This window comes from Pseudomonas sp. Pseusp18 (genome assembly GCF_059506005.1).
On record NZ_CP169240.1, the window covers coordinates 5,597,636 to 5,618,157 of the forward strand.

Consider the following 20,522-nt stretch of genomic DNA (forward strand, 5'->3'; position numbering starts at 1 on the left):
TGCCATGAAACCATCGCTAGTCTTGAGAATGGGCCAGCAGCTGACGATGACACCGCAGCTGCAACAGGCCATCCGCCTGCTCCAATTGTCGACCCTGGACCTGCAACAGGAAATCCAGGAGGCCCTGGAGTCCAATCCGATGCTCGAACGCCAGGAAGAAGGCGACGACTTCGATAACGCCGACCCCTTGGCCGACAAAGCCGAACAGCAACCCAACGCCGACATTCAGGAACCCTCCTACCAGGAAACCGCCCCGACGGTGGATAACCTTGAGGAAGGCGACTGGAACGAGCGCATTCCCAACGAATTGCCTGTCGATACTGCTTGGGAAGACGTCTACCAGACCAGCGCCAGCAGCCTGCCGAGCAACGATGACGACGAGTGGGATTTCACCACCCGTACTTCGGCCGGTGAAAGCCTGCAAAGCCATTTGCTCTGGCAACTGAACCTGGCACCGATGTCCGACACCGATCGCCTGATCGCCGTGACCCTGATCGACTGCATCAACAATCAGGGCTATCTGGATGAAACCCTCGAGGAAATCCTTGAGGCCTTCGATCCGGAACTGGACATCGAACTGGACGAAATCGAAGCCGTCCTGCACCGCATCCAGCAATTCGAGCCCGCCGGTATCGGCGCCCGCAACCTCGGTGAATGCCTGCTGCTGCAACTGCGTCAACTGCCCGCCAAGACCCCTTGGCTGACCGAGGCCAAGCGCCTGGTCACCGATTACATCGACCTGCTCGGCAGCCGCGACTACAGCCAGCTGATGCGCCGCATGAAGCTCAAGGAAGACGAACTGCGCCAAGTGATCGAACTGGTCCAGAGCCTCAACCCGCGCCCGGGTTCGCAAATCGAGTCCACCGAAGCCGAATACGTCGTTCCCGACGTGATCGTGCGCAAGGACAACGAGCGCTGGCTGGTGGAACTGAACCAGGAGTCGGTGCCACGCCTGCGGGTCAACGCCCAATACGCCGGCTTCGTACGCCGCGCCGATACCAGCGCTGATAACACCTTCATGCGTAATCAGCTGCAGGAGGCTCGCTGGTTCATCAAGAGCCTGCAAAGCCGCAACGAAACCCTGATGAAAGTGGCCACCCAGATCGTCGAGCATCAACGCGGCTTCCTGGAGTACGGCGACGAGGCCATGAAACCGTTGGTGCTGCATGACATCGCCGAAGCGGTGGGCATGCACGAATCGACGATTTCACGGGTGACCACGCAAAAATTCATGCATACCCCACGGGGCATCTATGAACTGAAATACTTTTTTTCCAGCCACGTCAGCACCTCCGAAGGCGGTGAATGCTCGTCCACGGCGATCCGCGCGATCATCAAAAAACTGGTTGCCGCGGAAAATCAGAAAAAGCCGTTGAGTGACAGCAAGATCGCTGGTTTACTGGAGGCACAAGGCATTCAGGTGGCTCGCCGCACCGTCGCCAAGTACCGCGAATCCCTAGGAATCGCGCCTTCGAGCGAACGCAAGCGGTTGATGTAGAGCCACGCCACAGCGTTCCAGTGGTAGATCATCGGATCTACCGCTTTATGCACTGGCAACGAAGGAGAAGCTGTATGCAAGTCAACATCAGTGGACACCAACTGGAAGTGACCGAACCTCTTCGCACCTACATCGGCGAAAAACTCGAACGATTAGAGAGGCATTTCGACAAGATCACCAACGTGCAGGTCACGATGACGGTCGAGAAGCTCAAGCAGAAAATCGAAGCCACGCTGCATATTCCCGGCAATGAGGTGGTCGCTAACGCGGAACATACCGATATGTACGCAGCGATCGACGCACTGACCGACAAGCTGGATAAACAACTCAAAAAGCATAAGGAAAAGACCCAGAGCCTCCTCCAGGGCGCGACCGGTCGTTAACACTCCCAACCCATGATCCGACTTGAAAGCATCCTGACCCCCGGCCGTTCCCTGGTGAACGTGCCGGGCGGCAGTAAAAAGAAAGCCCTCGAGCAAATTGCCAACCTCATCCATCGCGAAGTGCCGGATCTGGCCATGCAGGATGTCTTCGAGAGTCTGGTCGCCCGTGAAAAACTCGGTTCCACCGGTTTTGGCAACGGTATCGCCATCCCCCACTGCCGTCTCAAGGGCTGCGGATCGCCCATCAGTGCCTTGATGCACCTGGATGCACCCATCGATTTCGACGCCATCGACGGTGCCCCGGTTGACCTGCTGTTTGTACTGCTGGTCCCGGAAGCCGCCACCGATGCGCACCTGGAGTTGCTGCGCCAGATCGCCAGCATGCTTGATCGCAAGGAAGTGCGTGAAAAACTGCGCAGCGCCCCGAGCAACGAAGCCTTGTATCAGGTTGTCCTGGACGAGCAAAACGGTCACTAATCATGCGCCTGATCATCGTCAGCGGCCGCTCCGGCTCAGGTAAAAGCACTGCCCTCGATGTTCTCGAGGACAACGGCTACTACTGCATCGACAACCTGCCCGCCGGACTGTTGCCGGAACTGGCCGAACGCGCGCTGATTCATACCGAACTGGCACAACCGCTGGTGGCCGTGTCCATCGATGCACGCAACTTGCCGAGCCACCTGTCACGGTTTCCCGAATTGCTGGAAGAAGTCCGCAGCCGGCATATCCAGTGCGATGTGCTGTATCTGGACGCCGATGAAGAGACCCTGCTCAAACGTTTTTCGGAAACCCGCCGCCGTCACCCGCTGAGCAGTGCCAATCGCTCGCTGGCGGAGGCGATAGAGGACGAAACCAATCTGCTGGGGCCGATCGCCGATCTGGCCGACCTCAAGGTCAACACCACCAATCTGAACCTGTATCAGCTGCGCGATACCATCAAGCTGCGCCTGCTGAATCAGCCGGAGCCCGGCACTGCGTTCCTGGTGGAGTCTTTCGGGTTCAAGCGTGGCATGCCGGTGGACGCCGATCTGGTGTTCGACGTGCGCTGCCTGCCTAACCCTTACTGGAAACCGGAGCTGCGGGCACAGTCCGGGCTCGATCAACCGGTGGCCGACTACCTGGCGGCGCAGCCGGATGTCGAAGAGATGTTCCAGGACATTTCCTCCTACCTGCTCAAGTGGCTGCCCCGCTTTGCCGCCAGCAACCGCGCCTATGTCACCATTGCCATTGGCTGCACCGGCGGGCATCACCGCTCTGTCTACCTGACCGAACGTCTGGGCCAGGTACTGCAACAATCCCTGAAGAACGTCCAGGTTCGCCACCGCGACCTCAGCTAAAGGATTCACATCGCGATGCCTGCTCTGGAAATCGAAATCATCAACAAGCTGGGCCTGCATGCCCGCGCGTCTGCAAAATTCGTTGGCGTCGCCGGGCAGTACCCTTGTCAGATCAGGGCTGGCCGTACACCGGAAACGATGGTCGACGGCAAAAGCATCATGGCCATGATGATGCTGGCCGCGGGAAAAGGCACCACAATCCACCTGAGTACCGAAGGCGAACAAGAGCAGGAAGCGCTGGATGCGCTGGTGGCGCTGATCAACAACTTCTTCGACGAAGGCGAATAAACGTCAAAAGATCGCAGCCCCTGTAGGAGCTGCCGAAGGCTGCGATCTTTTGATCCACAAAAAAACGCCACCCTATTGGGTGGCGCGTTTTTTTGTGCAGCAACCGCAGCTTAACTACCCGCCACCGTCATCCGCTCGATCAACACCGAACCTGTGCGAATGTTGCTGCGCAATTCCAGGTCATTACCGACCGCAATGATCTGCTTGAACATGTCACGCATGTTGCCGGCAATAGTCACTTCCTGGACCGCGAACTGGATTTCGCCGTTCTCGACCCAGAAACCCGCTGCGCCACGGGAGTAATCGCCAGTGACCATGTTCAGGCCCTGCCCCATCAATTCAGTGACCAGTAGGCCACGACCCATGCGGCGCAACAGGGCCGCCTGATCTTCGTCGCCATGGGTGACGAACAGGTTGTGCACGCCGCCGGCATTGGCGGTGCTCGGCATACCCAGCTTGCGGCCGGAATAGGTGCCAAGCACGTAGGACACCAGCTCGCCGTTTTCCACGAACGGCTTGGCGTAGGTCGCCAGGCCATCGCCGTCGAAGGCAGAGCTGCCCAAAGCGCGCATCAAGTGCGGACGCTCATCGATGGTCAGCCATTCCGGGAACAGTTTCTGCCCCAGCGTGCCTTCGAGGAACGAAGACTTGCGATATAGACTGCCGCCGGAAATCGCCGAGAGGAAACTGCCGAACAAACCGCCGGCCAGTTCCGCAGAAAACAGCACCGGCACTTCGCAGGTCGGTACCGGGCGTGCGCCCAAGCGGCTCGCCGCCCGTTGCGCGGCACGCTGGCCGATGCTCTCCGGGCTGGCCAACAAATTGCCCTGCCGGTTCACGTCGTACCAGTAATCACGCTGCATCTGGCCATCGGCCTCGGCGATCATCACGCAGCTGAGGCTGTGACGGGTCGAGGCGTAACCGCCGATAAAACCGTGGCTGTTGCCGTACACACGGCAACCCTGATGAGTGCTGAGGGTGGTGCCGTCGGCGTTCTTGATCCGACTGTCGGCGGCAAACGCCGCCGCTTCACAGGCCAGGGCCTGCTCGATGGCTTGCTCCGGGGTGATGCTCCATTGGTGGAACAGGTCGAAATCCTGCAGGTCCTTGGCCATCAGCGCGGCATCCGCCAGGCCTGCGGCTTCGTCTTCAGACGTGTGCCTGGCAATCGCCAGCGCAGCAGCGACGGTTTCGCGAATCGCTTCCGAACCGCTGGCCGAGGTGCTGGCCGAGCCTTTGCGCTGCCCTACATACAGGGTAATACCGAAGCCCTGGTCGCGATTGAACTCAACGGTTTCGACTTCCCGCTGACGGACCGTGGTCGACAGGCCCTGCTCCAGCGACACCGCCACTTCACAGGCACTGGCGCCCTGGCGCTTGGCTTCAGCAATGATCTGCTCGACTTGCTCTTGCAGTGCCGGCAACGCTTGTGGGCCGACGCTTTCAACTGCACTCATGCTGTTCTCCACTCAAATTCTGCTTTCGGTAACGGTCATCGAGCGACCGGGCCGGACAAGCGGCCCCCGACTGGTTATCATGGCGGCGTTTCTTTGCGGACGGCCACCATGGTTGATTCTTACGACGACTCCCTCGATACGGGAGAAAAAAGCAAATCCCAGGTCAAACGCGAGCTGCATGCTCTGGTTGACCTCGGCGAGCGCCTTACAACACTCAAGCCTGACCTGCTGGCAAAACTGCCGTTGACCGACGCTTTGCGCCGGGCTCTGGCCGATGCGCCCAAGCACACCGCGAACATCGCGCGTAAACGGCACCTTCAGTTTATCGGCAAGCTGATGCGCGATCAGGACACTGGCGCCATTCTCACTCTGCTCGATCAACTCGATGCCTCCACCCGGCAGTACAACGAACGTTTCCACGGCCTGGAACGCTGGCGCGATCGCTTGATCGCAGGCGACGACGCCGTCCTGGAGAAGTTCGTCGTCGATTACCCGGAGGCCGATCGTCAACAATTGCGCTCCCTGATCCGTCAGGCCCAGCACGAACTGGCGACCAACAAGCCACCGGCTTCGAGCCGTAAAATCTTCAAGTACATCCGTGAGCTGGACGAGACTCAACGCGGTTTGCGTTAAATAAAGCCGACGGCATCCTTCGTGTAGGAGCTGCCGAAGGCTGCGATCTTTTGATCTTTCTTTTGAAAATCCAAAGTCAAAAGATCGCAGCCTGCGGCAGCTCCTACATGAATCTTGTGCATCCTTACGCGCCCGTGCCACCCACGGTGATCGCATCGATTTTCAGCGTTGGCTGGCCGACACCCACCGGCACCGACTGCCCATCCTTGCCACACGTTCCCACACCGCTGTCCAGCGCCAGATCGTTACCGACCATCGACACCCGGCTCATGGCTTCCGGCCCGTTGCCGATCAACGTCGCGCCTTTGACCGGGGCGGTAATCTTGCCGTCTTCGATCAGGTACGCCTCGCTGGTGGAGAACACGAACTTGCCACTGGTGATGTCCACCTGACCGCCGCCGAGGTTGGCGCAGTAGATGCCTTTTTTCACCGAGGCGATGATTTCCGCCGGGTCGCTTTCGCCACCGAGCATGTAAGTGTTGGTCATGCGCGGCATCGGCAGGTGCGCGTAGGATTCGCGACGACCGTTGCCAGTGCGGGCCACGCCCATCAGGCGCGCATTGAGCTTGTCCTGCATATACCCTTTGAGCACGCCTTTTTCGATCAGCGTGGTGCACTCGGTCGGCGTGCCTTCGTCGTCGACACTCAGCGAACCTCGGCGGCCGGCGAGGGTGCCGTCATCGACGATGGTGCAAAGCTTCGATGCAACCATCTCGCCCATGCGCCCGCTGTAGGCCGAACTGCCCTTGCGGTTGAAATCGCCTTCCAGACCGTGCCCGACGGCTTCGTGCAGCAACACGCCGGACCAACCCGAACCCAACACCACCGGCAACGTACCGGCCGGCGCCGGGATGGCTTCCAGATTCACCAGTGCCTGACGCAACGCTTCACGGGCATAACCCATGGCGCGGTCTTCGCTGAGGAAATAGCGGTAGTCGGTACGACCGCCACCGCCATGGCCGCCGCGCTCACGACGACCGTTCTGCTCGACGATCACGCTGACGTTGAAACGCACCAACGGCCGCACATCTGCCGCCAGGCCGCCATCGGTGGAGGCGATCAGAATCCGCTCCCAGACCCCGGCCATGCTCACGGTGACTTGCTGAATACGCGGGTCGAGGGCGCGGGTCGCCACGTCGATGCGCTTGAGCAGCTCGACTTTCTCGGCGCGGGTCATTACTTCCAGCGGGTTGTCCGGCCCGTACAACTGAGCGACATCCTGGGTGGTGAACGCCTGCACGGTGCCATTCTGCCCGGCCCGGGAGATCGAACGGGCCGCGCGGGCCGCCGCGCCCAGCGCTTCGAGGGTGATCGCATTGCTGTAGGCGAAACCGGTTTTTTCACCCGATTGCGCACGCACGCCGACGCCCTGGTCGAGGTTGAAGCTGCCTTCCTTGACGATCCCGTCTTCCAGCGCCCAGGACTCGGAAATCTGCCCCTGGAAATACAGGTCGGCGGCATCGATGCCCGGGCCGGCCAGATCGCCGAGCACACCTTGCAGGCTCTCGATCGTTACGCCGCCGGGCGCCAGGAGGTGTTCACTGACAGAGGACAACAACTCGCTCATATGCTTTACGCCTTAAATTCGTCGTTCTGATGCAGGTCGCTGAGCGCCCTGCGAGAAAAAGCGCCGGTGAGTGGACACCGGCATCCGCGCCCTGATGGACGCCTGTTCGCTGCTGTCGCGTTCGGCCAGCAGCACGGCCTCGCCCTGATCCTGTTGTGCCAGCACGCGCCCCCATGGGTCGATAATCGCGGCATGACCAAAGGTTTCTCGCGGTCCCGGATGAGTGCCACCCTGGGCGGCCGCGAGCACGTAACATTGAGTCTCGATGGCGCGCGCGCGAATCAGCACGTCCCAATGGGCCGCGCCGGTCACCGCGGTAAAGGCCGACGGGGCGGTAATCAATTCCGCGCCGGCTGCACGCAATTCGCTGTACAGCTCCGGAAAGCGCAAGTCGTAACACACTGTCAGGCCGACTCGACCGACCGGCGTATCGGCAACCACCACGCCACTGCCATAAGCATAGTCATCGGATTCGCGATAACGCCCGCGATTGTCCGCCACGTCCACGTCGAACAGGTGCAGCTTGTCGTACCGCGCCACGGTCTCGCCTTGATCATCGACCAGTAACGAGCACGCATGCGCTTTGGCCGTCGGTTGATCCGCCGGCGGCAACGGCAACGTGCCAGCCACTATCCATAACTTGAGGTCGTGGGCGGTCTGTTTCAACCACGGCAGGATCGGGCCTTCGCCCAGCGCTTCGGCGCGACCAATGTCGGCAATGTCGCGACGACCCATGGCTGCGAAGTTTTCCGGCAGCACGGCAAGCCGCGCGCCACCGGACGCTGCCTGCTCAAGCAGACGACGGGCCTGGGCCAGATTGGCCAGCACGTCGCTCTGGCTGACCATTTGAATGACTGCTACAGACACGGCCATTTCCTTATCTGGAATCAACACATACCTATAGGAACCGCCTGCGGCAGCTCCTACAGGGGACTTACGGCCATGCTACTCCATAGGCTTGGAAAGTGGCTTTTCAAAAAGGCTTGTCGAAGGTGATTTTCGGCTCTTTCCACGGACCTTTGACCGTGTATCTGACGCTGGCAAAGCGCGCCACGCGGTCACCGATCAGCTTATCGATCAGGAACAGCGCCCCACCTACGGCTGGCGCACCGACGATCAGCGCGGCAATCGGCAGATTGTTGGTCACCGGCAAGGTCACCAGCAACTTGGCATCGACCTGATCAGCCACCAGGTCCAGGGTGCCGTTAAGCTCCAGGTTGCTCGACGGGCCGGTCAGCAGGATCGGCTCACGGGTCACGTAGACCCCGTTGCTCGCGACCAACAGCCCTTTGACCCGGTCATAGCTCAAGCCTTTGCCGAACAGGTCGGAAAAGTCCAGGCGCAAGCGGCGGCCAATGGAGTTGAAGTTGAGCAGGCCAAATACCCGTAGAGCCTGGGCGCTGCCCTCGACTTCAACAAACTGACCTTTATTGAGCGACGCATCAAGGCTGCCGGAGAAGCGCTTGGTGGCCAGCCACGCCGGTGAGCCAGGCCAGCGACCGTCGACATCCATGTGAAACTCTTCGCTGGTGACGCTCGGCGCAAAGCCCCAGCCCTTGAGCACGTCGGCGAGGTTCTTGCCACTGACCCGGCCCTTGTACCAACTGCTGGAATTGCCAGGTGTGCCTTCCCAACCGCCGTTGCCCTGCAGGAAGATGCCCTTGAGGCCCATATCCAGGGAGTTGAGGGCAACGCCCTTACCGGTCGGGCGAACTTTCAATAGCCAGGCACCCACCAGGTCCTGCCCCTGGAACAGTTGATTGATGGTGATATCCAGCGCCGGGATTTTCGTCGGGTCCACGGTGGCCAGCGGATCCGGCGAATTCTCGTCGGCCAGCACCGTCGGGTCTGGGGCCGGCAAACGTACGTATTGCAGATTGATCGCAATCGGTGTGGCTTTGGCATCGGGAATACCGACGGTGCCCTTGGCCTGCTGACTGTCGAGTTGCAGCGCCCAGGCGGCCGGCTTGCGCGTCAACTGCACCGACGCCTGATCAAGGGTGGTGCCGAAACCGCTGAGCTTGCCAACCTTGAAATCCGCGCCGCTGAGCAATTGCTTGGCGCTGCCGCCTGGATCCTGGCCAGCATACTTGCTGACAAGATCCTGCCAGGGAGACACATCCAGCTCGGACAGTACACCGCGCACGCGCAGGCCTTTGTTGCCGGGCAGCACAGCATCACCACCGCCGAGAAACAACTCACCGCGACCGTCGACGAAATTGCCGGTCGGTGCCGCAAACGTGAAGTTCGCCAGCTCACCATAGTTGACCCAGTAACGCCGCTCCGGTCCTTGCAGGGTCATGCGGAACACGGTGTCGCGGCCGACATCGGCCGCCATGCCGAACGGCGCCGGCAAATCCACCGCCACGCCTTTGAGATTGGAGCTGACTATCAATTGGCTGTCGGCGCCATCAAGGTTCAGTTGCAGCTGATAAGGGACCACACCGGACACCGGCAACGGCTGAGTGACATTCAGCCATTCGCTGAGCTTCTTGACCTCGACCTGACCCGCTGCGGTGACCCGAGTGTTGAGCTTGCCCGCACTGCCATCGGCAAAAATCTGCGCAGTCACGGGCTTGTCGAACGCTCGCGCGGTGATTTTTTGCCCGCTCAAACCCTTGGCGCTGTCGAAGCGGAAGTCGCCCTTGAGTTGTGTCAGTTCCAGGGTGGGCTCGCGAAGTTTCAAACGGGCCTTGTCGGTCTTGAAGTCGACGAGGATTTTCGGTTGCTCACCTTTGACCAGCGGGATATCCAGGTTGACCTTGCCTTGCAGATCGCCCTCGCCCTCCCAGCCGGCGAAGGTGTCGGCGGTGCCGATCGGTGCTTCCTGCAGAATCTTCAGGCCATCGCCCAACCCACCGGCGAACCCGCCATCGAGGAACAGGTGAGGGCTCTGTCCGGCAGGCACATGAGGAATATTGACGTAGACGTCGCTGACCTGGGTGTCGAGCAATTGCCCCTTGCTCGCGAGAATCCGCACGCCGCTGTCTTCGATGAACACATCGCCGCTGACCTTGCTGACATGCGGCCAGCCCGGCTGAAACGCCAGCTCGGCATCGTGAACCTTGAAAAACAGGCTGATGCTGCGAGCTGTTTCCGGGGCGCCGTGGTTCAGCGATCCCTGGTACTGGAAGAAACCTTCATCCACCGCGCCTTTGAGAATCGCCGTACGCAGCCATTCGTCCAGCGCCGGGCTCAACACGACCGGCAGGTACTTGGCGGTGTAGCGACCGTCGCCGTCGACCAGGCCGACCCGCAGGTCCATGTAGTCTTCCTGGGTGTGATCGAAATGCAGGCGAATCAGGAAGTCGCCGGCAATCTTGCCCTCTTCGCCCAGCACCTTCAGGTACGGCGCGATCAGGGTGAAACCTTCTTTATCGAGCTTCCAGGTCAACCGCGCATTGGCTTGAATGTACTGCCATGGCTTGGCGAAAATCGGGTCCAGGTGCAGGGAAAAATCCTTGCTGTCCATGCGCAACTCGCCCTGCCCGAGATTGCCGCTGATGCTGCCGCTGACGTTTCGCGCCGCCGGTGCGCCGTGATAGGCGTCGAAGCCGACCCGCTCAAGATTGGCGGCAAAGCTGAATTTGCTGTCATCGGTCGCCGCGGGGCGCAAGTCAATCAGCACGTTGCGCAATACCCCGGTGACCTTGAGCCGCTCGACGGCCGTAGCGACACCTTCCGGAAGCGGCCCCAACGCGTTCAGCAACGGGGTGAGCGGCGTGAGGTCGATGCGGTCGGCTTGCAGATGCAAGAGCTCTGGCGTTGTGTCGGTCGCCGCCGTTTGTTGAAATTGCAGTTTCGATTCCCAGCGGGTTTCGTCCAGGCTCATCGCCAGAGAATCCAGGGTGACCTGGACGCCTGTGGAGCTGCGCTGGAAATACCCGTTAAGCGCCAGATTGTTGATCTGGATCGGCTTGCGCTCGGCGTAGGCGCCCTTGAGTTGCGGTGCGTTCAAACGGATCGCGGCGCTTTGCAGGGCGCCCTCGCTCCAGTTCACCCAAAGCTCGCCACCGGCCTTTATCTCGGAGAAATTCCATTGTTGGGTCAGGCGCTCGGGCAACCATTTCGACCAATCGCTTTGTGGCAGGCTCAAGTAAGCCTCAACCTCGCCGTCCTGCCACTGGCTGGCGCGGATACGGGTGCGCAGGCTCATCGCAACCGGCTGGCCGTCGGGCAGGGTCAAACGGGCGTCGATGCGCTGACGCGAGACACCGGTTCTCAGATTGAGGCCAACGTAGGTCAGAGTCAGTGGCGGCTGATCCAGTGGCTGCAAGGTCACCTGGCTGTCGAGCACCGACAATTGCTGGACCATCTGCATACGATTGAACAACTGCTCCGGGTCCAGCGGCTGATCCTGCCGCACCGGCAACCCTTCCAGCGCCCAATGACCGTCCTCGCCTTCCTTGAGGCTGATCTTCAGGCCGTTGAGTTCGAGATGTGCGATGCGTATTTCGCGCGCCAGCAGGCTGGCCCAGATATCCGGCACCGCGCGCACCTGGTCCAGGCGCAAGGCATTGGAACCCTCGCCGACCATCACGTCATGGGCCAGCAGAACCGGGGCGAGGCCACTCCAGTTGCCCTCCAGTTCGCCGATGTGCAGTGGCATGCCCACGGCGGCGCTGGCTTTGGCTTCGACGTCGGCACGGTATTCGGCCACCAGCGGTGTCAGCTCCCGGCCGAGACTGACGAACAGCGCCATCAACACCAAAACCAACGCGCACAGGCCCAGACCCCAGCGGGTCAATGCGGCCAAAATGCGTGTCAGACCGTCCATGTCAGTTGGCTCCCATGGCAAAAATACTGCAAAAAGCTGAGGCCAGCCGTTCTAGTGGTATTGAAATACAACGCTTCAGAGCAGCACCACGTCGTATTGTTCCTGGGAATACATGGTTTCTACCTGAAACCGAATGGTGCGCCCGATAAACCCTTCGAGCTCGGCGACGTTGCCCGACTCTTCATCGAGCAAGCGGTCGACCACTTTCTGGTTCGCCAGCACGCGATAACCTTCGGCCTGATAGGCACGGGCCTCACGCAGGATTTCGCGGAAAATCTCGTAGCACACGGTTTCCGGAGTCTTGAGCTTGCCGCGCCCCTGGCAGCTGCTGCACGGTTCGCACAGCACTTGCTCGAGACTTTCGCGGGTGCGCTTGCGGGTCATCTGCACCAGGCCCAACTCGGTGATGCCGATGATGTTGGTCTTGGCGTGATCGCGCTCCAGTTGCTTCTCGAGGGTGCGCAGCACCTGACGCTGATGCTCTTCATCTTCCATGTCGATGAAGTCGATGATGATGATCCCGCCCAGGTTGCGCAGACGCAGTTGACGGGCAATGGCGGTGGCGGCTTCGAGGTTGGTCTTGAAGATGGTTTCTTCGAGATTGCGATGACCGACGAAGGCTCCGGTGTTGACGTCGATAGTGCTCATGGCTTCCGCCGGGTCGACCACCAGATAGCCACCGGATTTGAGCGGCACCTTGCGCTCCAGGGCTTTCTGGATTTCGTCTTCGACGCCATACAAGTCGAAAATCGGCCGTTCGCCCGGATAATGCTCCAGACGGTCGGCGATTTCCGGCATCAGTTCGGCGACGAACTGCGTGGTTTTCTGGAAGGTTTCCCGGGAGTCGATGCGGATCTTTTCGATCTTCGGGCTCACCAGATCGCGCAAGGTGCGCAACGCCAGGCCGAGGTCTTCGTAGATCACGCTCGGCGCGTTGATGGTTTTGATCTGGGCATTGATCTGGTCCCAAAGCCTGCGCAGGTAGCGGATGTCCATGAGGATTTCATCGGCCCCGGCCCCTTCGGCAGCGGTACGCAGAATGAAACCGCCGGCCTCCTTGATACCTTCTTTCTCCACGCAGTCGGTGACCACTTGCTTGAGGCGTTCGCGCTCGGCTTCGTCTTCGATCTTCAGGGAAATACCGACGTGGGCAGTGCGCGGCATGTACACCAGATAGCGCGACGGGATCGACAGTTGCGTGGTCAGGCGTGCGCCTTTGGAGCCGATCGGGTCCTTGGTGACTTGCACCACCAGGCTTTGGCCTTCGTGAACCAGCGAGCTGATGCTCTCCACCGCCGGGCCTTCGCGCAGGGAAATTTCCGAGGCGTGAATGAATGCGGCGCGGTCCAGCCCGATGTCGACGAAGGCGGCCTGCATGCCCGGCAATACCCGCACGACCTTGCCTTTGTAGATGTTGCCGACGATCCCGCGCTTTTGCGTGCGTTCGACATGGACCTCTTGCAGAACACCGTTTTCGACCACCGCCACGCGTGATTCCATCGGCGTGATGTTGATCAGGATCTCTTCACTCATGGCAGGGTCTCGTTCAGGCATGTTCACGATAATGGCCGCATCTTGTCAGTACGACGCTCAGTGCGCGTTAAGGGTTTGCCAACAGGGTATGCCGAAATGGCCGAGTAGTTCTGCGGTTTCGCACAGCGGCAAACCGACCACCGCCGAGTAGCTGCCATTGAGCCCGGCGACGAACACCGCGCCCAGCCCTTGAATCCCGTAGCCGCCCGCCTTGTCCCGGGGTTCGCCGCTGGCCCAGTAGGTCGCCGCTTCGTCGCGGCCGATGGTGCGAAAACGCACCAGACTGCGCACCACCAGAGACTCGCAACGTTCACCATCGTGCACCGCAATCGCCGTCAGCACTTCATGCTCACACCCGGACAACAGCATAAGCATGGCGCATGCTTCGGCTTCATCCACCGGTTTGCCGAGAATTTTCCCGTCCAGCACCACGGCAGTGTCGGCGCCCAGCACGCAGAAATCCACGTCGGACACGATCGCTCCGCGCCCGACCTCGGCCTTGCCGCGCGCCAAACGCTCGACATAGGCCGATGGGGATTCTTCAGGGAAAGGGGTTTCGTCGATGTCCGCGCTGATGGCGGTGAACGGCACGCCGATCTGCGTGAGCAGTTCACGCCGACGCGGCGAGCCTGAGGCGAGGTACAGCTGTTTCATCAAGACATCTCCCTGTCGAGGTGCGGGCACATGCCTGACCGAATTAATTGATTTTGTAGCGTCGACGCAAACCGCGCAAACCGAAGCTGATCCAAGGCCAGAGCAACGCACTGACCAGTGCCGGCAACACCAGCGCCAGGGTCGGCTGACGATTACCGGTCAGGGCGCTCAGCCACAACTGAACCAGTTGGGCGAGGCCGAAGATCACCAGGATCACCAGGCTCTGTTGCCACATCGGGAACATGCGCAGGCGCTGTTGCAGCGACAGCACCAGGAACGTAATGAGCGTGAGGATCAACGCGTTCTGGCCCAGCAACGTGCCATACAGCACGTCTTCGGCCAACCCCAGGCACCAGGCGGTGACCATGCCGACTTTATGCGGCAGGGCCAACGCCCAGAAGGCCAACAGCAAGGCAAGCCACAAAGGACGCAGGATTTCCATGAATTGCGGCAGCGGTGAAACGCTGAGCAACAGGCCGATGGCGAACGTCAGCCAGACCATCCAGCCGTTTCGGGAGGAAGTTGCACCGCCCATTATTCTGTTCCCCCAGTGGTGGCCGGCGCGGCGACAGGCGGTTTGGCAGCAGGCTTCACGGCAGCGGGTTTGGGTTTGGCGGCCGTCGGTGTCGTCGCGGGTGGCTTGGCGGCAGCAGGATGGGACGCGGCAGGTTTGACCGGGGTCGCGGCAGCAGGTGCAGCCGCCGGAGTAGCCGGAGTTGCAGCGGCAGCCGGTATCATCGACGCGGCCGGTTTCGGTACGGTTGCAGGAATGATCGGCCCGCCACCCTGCCGGTCCAGAGCCTCTTGAGCCTGGGCGGCTTCGTTGGCGCGCTCCTCGGCTGTGCGACCATCACTGAACACCAACAGCAAGTAACGGCTGCGGTTCAGCGCGGCAGTCGGCACCGCACGCACGATGGCAAACGGTTGACCGGAATCGTGGATCACTTCCTTGACCGTCGCCACCGGGTAACCCGCCGGGAAACGCTGACCGAGGCCGGAGCTGACCAGCAGATCGCCTTCTTTAATATCGGCGGTATCGGCCACATGACGCAGCTCAAGGCGCTCCGGGTTGCCGGTGCCGCTGGCAATCGCCCGCAGACCGTTACGGTTCACCTGCACCGGAATGCTGTGGGTGGTGTCGGTCAGCAACAGTACGCGCGAGGTGTACGGCATCAGCTCGACCACCTGCCCCATCAGGCCACGGGCATCGAGCACCGGCTGACCGAGGATCACACCGTCGCGCTCACCTTTATTGATGATGATGCGATGGGTGAAGGGGTTGGGGTCCATGCCGATCAACTCGGCCACTTCGACCTTCTCGTTGACCAGTGCGGAAGAGTTGAGCAACTCGCGCAGCCGAACGTTCTGCTCGGTGAGGGCGGCAAGCTTTTGCATGCGCCCCTGCAACAGCAGGTTTTCGGTTTTGAGTTTTTCGTTTTCGGCGACCAGCTCGGTCCGGCTGCCGAATTGGCTGGCCACACCTTGCCATAGCCGCTGCGGCAGGTCGGTGATCCAGTAAGACTGCATCAGCACCAGCGACATTTGGCTACGCACTGGCTTGAGCAGTGTGAAGCGGGCATCGACCACCATCAGCGCGACCGATAGCACGACCAGCACCAACAAGCGCACGCCCAGTGAGGGGCCTTTGGTGAAAAGCGGTTTAATAAGCCGCTCCTCCCAGGCAAATGTTCTCTTTATTCATACGGCATCAAACCGGCCTGGATGCAGACTGACAGAAGATAAACGCCAACAGGCAGCACTGCAAAGTGCTGCCTGCGGGCTCACCAGCATAGATGCATCGGGCGAGATCACTCGCTCGACAGCAGGTCCATGGTGTGTTTATCCATCATTTCCAATGCACGGCCACCGCCGCGAGCAACGCAGGTCAGCGGGTCTTCGGCGACGATCACCGGCAGACCGGTTTCCTGGGCCAGCAACTTGTCGAGGTCGCGCAGCAAAGCGCCACCACCGGTCAGTACCAGACCACGCTCGGCGATATCGGAAGCCAGTTCCGGAGGCGATTGCTCCAGCGCACTTTTCACTGCTTGAACGATGGTGGCCAGCGACTCTTGCAGAGCTTCCAGCACTTCGTTGGAGTTCAGGGTGAATGCGCGTGGAACGCCTTCGGCCAGGTTACGGCCACGAACGTCGACTTCACGAACTTCGCCGCCCGGGTAGGCCGTACCGATTTCCTGTTTGATGCGCTCGGCGGTGGATTCGCCGATCAGGCTGCCGTAGTTGCGACGCACGTAGGTGATGATCGCTTCGTCGAAGCGGTCGCCGCCAACCCGTACGGATTCGGCATAGACCACACCGTTGAGGGAGATCAGCGCGATTTCAGTGGTACCGCCACCGATATCGACAACCATCGAGCCGCGAGCTTCTTCAACCGGCAGGCCGGCACCGATCGCAGCAGCCATTGGCTCTTCGATCAGGAACACTTCACGGGCGCCGGCACCGAGGGCCGACTCACGGATGGCACGACGCTCAACCTGGGTGGATTTGCATGGAACGCAGATCAGCACACGAGGGCTAGGCTGCAAAAAGCTGTTCTCGTGAACCTTGTTGATAAAGTACTGCAGCATTTTTTCGCAAACGCTGAAGTCGGCGATCACGCCGTCCTTCATCGGACGAATGGCTGCAATATTGCCCGGCGTACGACCGAGCATGCGCTTGGCCTCGGTGCCGACAGCAACGACACTTTTCTGGTTACCGTGTGTCCGAATAGCCACAACCGATGGCTCATTCAGGACGATACCGCGCTCGCGCACGTAAATAAGGGTGTTGGCAGTGCCCAGGTCAATGGAAAGATCGCTGGAAAACATGCCACGCAGTTTCTTGAACATGGGAAAGGGACCCTAGGCAACGCGTGGGTAAAAAAGTGCGGCAAACTCTAACAACGACAGGGATTTTGGGCAAGGCGCCAATATGTTAAATTGGCTGCTTTTCTGTGCACCAAGCACCACAATCGCGGCCTTGAGACCGTAGATATGCGGTAGTGTTCCGACAATCTAACACACGGACGCGGTCCGTTTTGTTTTCCACTGGAGAATCCCATGGCGCTTGAACGCTCCGACGTGGAAAAAATCGCTCATTTGGCCTGCCTTGGCCTCAATGATGCCGATCTTCCACACATCACTTCGGCCCTGAACAGCATTCTCGGGCTGGTCGACGAAATGCAAGCGGTCAATACCGACGGTATCGAGCCGCTGGCCCACCCACTGGAAGCCAGCCAGCGCCTGCGTGCAGACGTCGTGACCGAGACCAATCATCGCGAGGCCTATCAGTCCATCGCACCAGCGGTCGAAAACGGCCTGTACCTGGTTCCGAAAGTCATCGACTAAAGGGAAAGAGCCTGCAATGCATCAATTGACTCTGGCCGAGATCGCCCGCGGACTCGCCGATAAAAAGTTTTCCTCCGAAGAGCTGACCAAAGTCCTGCTGGCGCGCATCGCCCAGCTCGACCCGCAGCTCAACAGTTTCATCAGCCTCACCGAAGACCTGGCACTGCAGCAGGCGAAAGCCGCTGACGCACGTCGGGCCAACGGTGAGAGCGGCGCCCTGCTCGGCGCGCCGATCGCCCACAAAGACCTGTTCTGCACCCAGGGCATCCGCACCAGCTGCGGCTCGAAGATGCTCGACAACTTCAAGGCGCCGTACGACGCCACCGTGGTCGCCAAACTGGCCACTGCCGGGGCCGTGACTCTGGGCAAGACCAACATGGACGAATTCGCCATGGGGTCGGCCAACGAGTCGAGCTACTACGGCGCGGTGAAAAACCCGTGGAACCTGGAATATGTTCCGGGCGGTTCGTCCGGCGGTTCGGCGGCGGCGGTGGCCGCTCGTCTGTTGCCGGCGGCAACGGGCACCGACACCGGCGGCTCCATTCGTCAGCCCGCTGCGCTGACCAACCTAACCGGCCTGAAACCGACGTACGGTCGTGTTTCGCGCTGGGGCATGATCGCCTACGCATCCAGCCTCGATCAGGGCGGCCCGCTGGCCCGTACCGCCGAAGACTGCGCGATCCTGCTGCAAGGCATGGCCGGCTTCGACCCGCAGGACTCCACCAGCATCGACGAGCCCGTGCCTGATTACAGCGCCGGCCTCAACGGTTCGCTGCAAGGCCTGCGCATCGGCGTGCCGAAGGAATACTTCAGCGCAGGCCTGGACCCGCGCATCGCCGACCTGATCATGGCCAGCGTTGAAGAGCTGAAAAAACTCGGCGCCGTGATCAAGGAAATCAGCCTGCCGAACATGCAGCACGCGATTCCTGCGTACTACGTGATCGCCCCGGCGGAAGCGTCCTCCAACCTGTCGCGTTTCGACGGCGTACGTTTCGGCTATCGCTGCGAGGACCCGAAAAACCTGGAAGACCTGTACAAGCGTTCCCGTGGCGAAGGTTTCGGCCCGGAAGTGCAGCGCCGGATCATGGTCGGTGCCTATGCGTTGTCGGCCGGTTACTACGACGCCTACTACCTGAAGGCGCAGAAGATCCGTCGCTTGATCAAGAACGACTTCATGGCTGCCTTCAATGAGGTCGACATCATCCTCGGCCCAACCACGCCGAACCCGGCCTGGAAGCTCGGCGCCAAGAACAACGACCCGGTCGCCGCGTATCTGGAAGACGTCTACACCATCACCGCCAACCTCGCCGGTCTGCCGGGCTTGTCCATGCCTGCAGGTTTTGTCGATGGCCTGCCGGTCGGCGTGCAACTGCTCGCCCCGTATTTCCAGGAAGGTCGCCTGTTGAACGTTGCCCATCAGTATCAGCAAAACACTGACTGGCACACCCGCACCCCAACCGGCTTCTGAGGAGAAACACATGCAATGGGAAGTCGTGATCGGGCTGGAGATTCATACCCAGCTCACCACCCGGTCGAAAATCTTTTCCGGTAGTTCCACCACCTTCGGTTCCGAGCCGAACACCCAGGCCAGCCTGGTTGACCTCGGCATGCCCGGCGTATTGCCGGTGCTGAACCAGGAAGCGGTGCGCATGGCGGTGATGTTCGGCCTGGCCATCGATGCCGAGATCGGTCAGCACAACGTGTTCGCCCGCAAAAACTACTTCTACCCGGACCTGCCCAAGGGCTACCAGATCAGCCAGATGGAATTGCCGATCGTCGGCAAGGGCCACCTGGACATCGCCCTCGAAGACGGCACGGTCAAACGCGTCGGCATCACTCGCGCGCACCTGGAAGAAGACGCCGGTAAAAGCCTGCACGAAGAATTCAGCGGCGCCACCGGCATCGACCTGAACCGTGCCGGCACGCCGCTGCTGGAAATCGTTTCCGAGCCGGACATGCGCAGCGCCAAGGAAGCCGTGGCTTACGTCAAGGCGATCCACGCGCTGGTACGCTACCTGGGCATCTGCGACGGCAACATGGCCGAAGGCTCGCTGCGTTGCGACTGCAACGTGTCGATCCGTCCGAAAGGCCAGGCCGAGTTCGGTACTCGCTGCGAGATCAAGAACGTTAACTCGTTCCGTTTCATCGAGAAGGCGATCAACAGCGAAGTACAGCGCCAGATCGAGCTGATCGAAGACGGCGGCAAAGTGATCCAGCAGACTCGCCTGTACGATCCGAACAAGGACGAAACCCGTCCGATGCGCAGCAAAGAGGAAGCCAACGACTACCGTTACTTCCCCGACCCGGACCTGCTGCCGGTGGTCATCGAGGACTCGTTCCTCAATGACGTACGCGCCACCCTGCCAGAGCTGCCACCGCAGAAACGCGAGCGCTTCCAGGCGCAGTTCGGGCTGTCGGTGTATGACGCCAGCGTCCTGGCTACCAGCCGTGAGCAAGCCGATTACTTCGAGAAAGTCGTGAGCATCAGTGGCGACGCCAAACTGGCAGCCAACTGGGTCATGGTTGAACTGGGCAGCCTGCTGAACAAGCAAGGCCTGGACATCGACCAGTCGCCGGTTTCGGCCGAGCAACTGGGCGGCATGCTGCTGCGCATCAAGGACAACACCATCTCCGGCAAGATTGCCAAAGTGGTGTTTGAAGCCATGGCCAACGGCGAAGGCAGCGCGGACGAAATCATCGACAAGCGCGGCCTCAAGCAAGTGACCGACACCGGCGCAATCTCGGCGGTACTGGACGAGATGCTCGCGGCCAATGCTGAACAGGTCGAACAGTACCGCGCGGCAGACGAAGCCAAACGCGGCAAGATGTTCGGCTTCTTCGTCGGCCAGGCCATGAAAGCCTCCAAAGGCAAGGCCAACCCGCAACAGGTCAACGAACTGCTTAAAAGCAAGCTCGAAGGCTGATGAGAATGGAGCCAGCTCTCAATATTGGCTCCATTCCTTGTGGCGAGGGAGCTTGCTCCCGCTGGTCTGCGAAGCAGGCCCAAATCGGCAACCGCACTCTTTCAGCGAGAATGCATCAGCCGATTTT

The 20,522-nt window shown here is 60.6% G+C and carries 19 protein-coding genes; 9 read left to right on the forward strand and 10 right to left on the reverse strand.

The window, feature by feature from the left end; genetic code table 11:
• The first annotated feature begins 4 nt into the window (after positions 1-4).
• The 5 genes from ACEN9A_RS25155 to ACEN9A_RS25175 all read left to right on the forward strand — a co-directional run bounded on the left by ACEN9A_RS25155 (position 5) and on the right by ACEN9A_RS25175 (position 3,506).
• On the forward strand, positions 5-1,498 hold the full coding sequence (locus ACEN9A_RS25155; RefSeq protein ID WP_026331852.1) for an RNA polymerase factor sigma-54: 1,494 nt from the start codon (positions 5-7) through the stop codon (positions 1,496-1,498).
• Between the two features lie 74 nt (positions 1,499-1,572).
• Entirely contained in the window at positions 1,573-1,881 is a 309-nt protein-coding gene (hpf, locus tag ACEN9A_RS25160; RefSeq protein WP_007941242.1) for a ribosome hibernation-promoting factor, HPF/YfiA family, read from the forward strand.
• A gap of 12 nt (positions 1,882-1,893) precedes the next feature.
• Positions 1,894-2,358 carry a PTS IIA-like nitrogen regulatory protein PtsN gene (ptsN, locus tag ACEN9A_RS25165; protein WP_018927208.1) on the forward strand — a complete coding sequence of 155 codons (465 nt, stop codon included), beginning with the start codon at positions 1,894-1,896 and terminating at the stop codon, positions 2,356-2,358.
• Positions 2,359-2,360: 2 nt separating this feature from the next.
• Positions 2,361-3,218, forward strand: a complete 858-nt coding sequence (rapZ, locus tag ACEN9A_RS25170; RefSeq protein WP_018927209.1) for an RNase adapter RapZ — start codon at positions 2,361-2,363, stop codon at positions 3,216-3,218.
• Between the two features lie 15 nt (positions 3,219-3,233).
• Positions 3,234-3,506 carry an HPr family phosphocarrier protein gene (locus ACEN9A_RS25175; protein WP_019647654.1) on the forward strand — a complete coding sequence of 91 codons (273 nt, stop codon included), beginning with the start codon at positions 3,234-3,236 and terminating at the stop codon, positions 3,504-3,506.
• A 110-nt stretch (positions 3,507-3,616) separates the two neighbouring features.
• On the opposite strand, the gene pmbA is transcribed toward ACEN9A_RS25175, so the two are convergent.
• The gene (gene pmbA / locus ACEN9A_RS25180; protein WP_019647653.1) at positions 3,617-4,963 is read right to left on the reverse strand and encodes a metalloprotease PmbA; all 1,347 of its coding nucleotides are present in this window, start codon (positions 4,961-4,963) and stop codon (positions 3,617-3,619) included.
• A gap of 108 nt (positions 4,964-5,071) precedes the next feature.
• Here pmbA and yjgA point away from each other — a divergent pair, with 108 nt between their 5' ends.
• On the forward strand, positions 5,072-5,596 hold the full coding sequence (gene yjgA, locus ACEN9A_RS25185) for a ribosome biogenesis factor YjgA (protein WP_007941230.1): 525 nt from the start codon (positions 5,072-5,074) through the stop codon (positions 5,594-5,596).
• Here yjgA and ACEN9A_RS25190 read toward each other — a convergent pair.
• From ACEN9A_RS25190 to mreB, 9 genes are all read right to left on the reverse strand, one after another.
• On the reverse strand, positions 5,593-5,718 hold the full coding sequence (locus ACEN9A_RS25190) for a hypothetical protein (RefSeq protein ID WP_019647652.1): 126 nt from the start codon (positions 5,716-5,718) through the stop codon (positions 5,593-5,595). The genes yjgA and ACEN9A_RS25190 overlap by 4 nt on opposite strands.
• Positions 5,719-5,720: 2 nt before the next feature.
• Entirely contained in the window at positions 5,721-7,163 is a 1,443-nt protein-coding gene (tldD, locus tag ACEN9A_RS25195; RefSeq protein WP_258671161.1) for a metalloprotease TldD, read from the reverse strand.
• 12 nt (positions 7,164-7,175) lie between these two features.
• Positions 7,176-8,030, reverse strand: coding sequence for a carbon-nitrogen hydrolase family protein (locus tag ACEN9A_RS25200; RefSeq protein WP_258671162.1), 855 nt, complete (start codon positions 8,028-8,030; stop codon positions 7,176-7,178).
• A gap of 106 nt (positions 8,031-8,136) precedes the next feature.
• Positions 8,137-11,940, reverse strand: coding sequence for a YhdP family protein (locus ACEN9A_RS25205; protein WP_258671163.1), 3,804 nt, complete (start codon positions 11,938-11,940; stop codon positions 8,137-8,139).
• A gap of 75 nt (positions 11,941-12,015) precedes the next feature.
• Positions 12,016-13,473: a ribonuclease G gene (gene rng, locus ACEN9A_RS25210; RefSeq protein WP_019647649.1), complete on the reverse strand. Its 1,458-nt coding sequence runs from the start codon at positions 13,471-13,473 to the stop codon at positions 12,016-12,018.
• A 57-nt stretch (positions 13,474-13,530) separates the two neighbouring features.
• A complete protein-coding gene (locus ACEN9A_RS25215; protein ID WP_258671164.1) occupies positions 13,531-14,127 on the reverse strand; it encodes a Maf family protein in 597 nt (198 codons plus the stop codon).
• 43 nt (positions 14,128-14,170) lie between these two features.
• Positions 14,171-14,662 (reverse strand): rod shape-determining protein MreD, encoded by a 492-nt coding sequence (gene mreD / locus ACEN9A_RS25220; RefSeq protein ID WP_019647648.1) that lies wholly within the window; start codon positions 14,660-14,662, stop codon positions 14,171-14,173.
• Positions 14,662-15,792: a rod shape-determining protein MreC gene (mreC, locus tag ACEN9A_RS25225; RefSeq protein ID WP_081628174.1), complete on the reverse strand. Its 1,131-nt coding sequence runs from the start codon at positions 15,790-15,792 to the stop codon at positions 14,662-14,664. The genes mreD and mreC overlap by 1 nt, the downstream gene beginning before the upstream one ends.
• A 143-nt stretch (positions 15,793-15,935) precedes the next feature.
• Positions 15,936-16,973 carry a rod shape-determining protein MreB gene (mreB, locus tag ACEN9A_RS25230; protein WP_002555108.1) on the reverse strand — a complete coding sequence of 346 codons (1,038 nt, stop codon included), beginning with the start codon at positions 16,971-16,973 and terminating at the stop codon, positions 15,936-15,938.
• A 210-nt stretch (positions 16,974-17,183) separates the two neighbouring features.
• Between mreB and gatC the strand changes: the two genes are divergently transcribed.
• Genes gatC through gatB form a run of 3 tightly spaced genes read left to right on the forward strand, consistent with a single transcriptional unit; the run spans position 17,184 to position 20,395 of the window.
• The gene (gene gatC / locus ACEN9A_RS25235; RefSeq protein ID WP_007901429.1) at positions 17,184-17,471 is read left to right on the forward strand and encodes an Asp-tRNA(Asn)/Glu-tRNA(Gln) amidotransferase subunit GatC; all 288 of its coding nucleotides are present in this window, start codon (positions 17,184-17,186) and stop codon (positions 17,469-17,471) included.
• Between the two features lie 16 nt (positions 17,472-17,487).
• Complete coding sequence (gene gatA / locus ACEN9A_RS25240; protein ID WP_258671165.1) at positions 17,488-18,939, forward strand: Asp-tRNA(Asn)/Glu-tRNA(Gln) amidotransferase subunit GatA; 1,452 nt, start codon at positions 17,488-17,490, stop codon at positions 18,937-18,939.
• A gap of 10 nt (positions 18,940-18,949) precedes the next feature.
• On the forward strand, positions 18,950-20,395 hold the full coding sequence (gene gatB / locus ACEN9A_RS25245) for an Asp-tRNA(Asn)/Glu-tRNA(Gln) amidotransferase subunit GatB (RefSeq protein ID WP_019647645.1): 1,446 nt from the start codon (positions 18,950-18,952) through the stop codon (positions 20,393-20,395).
• The last annotated feature ends 127 nt before the right edge of the window (positions 20,396-20,522 follow it).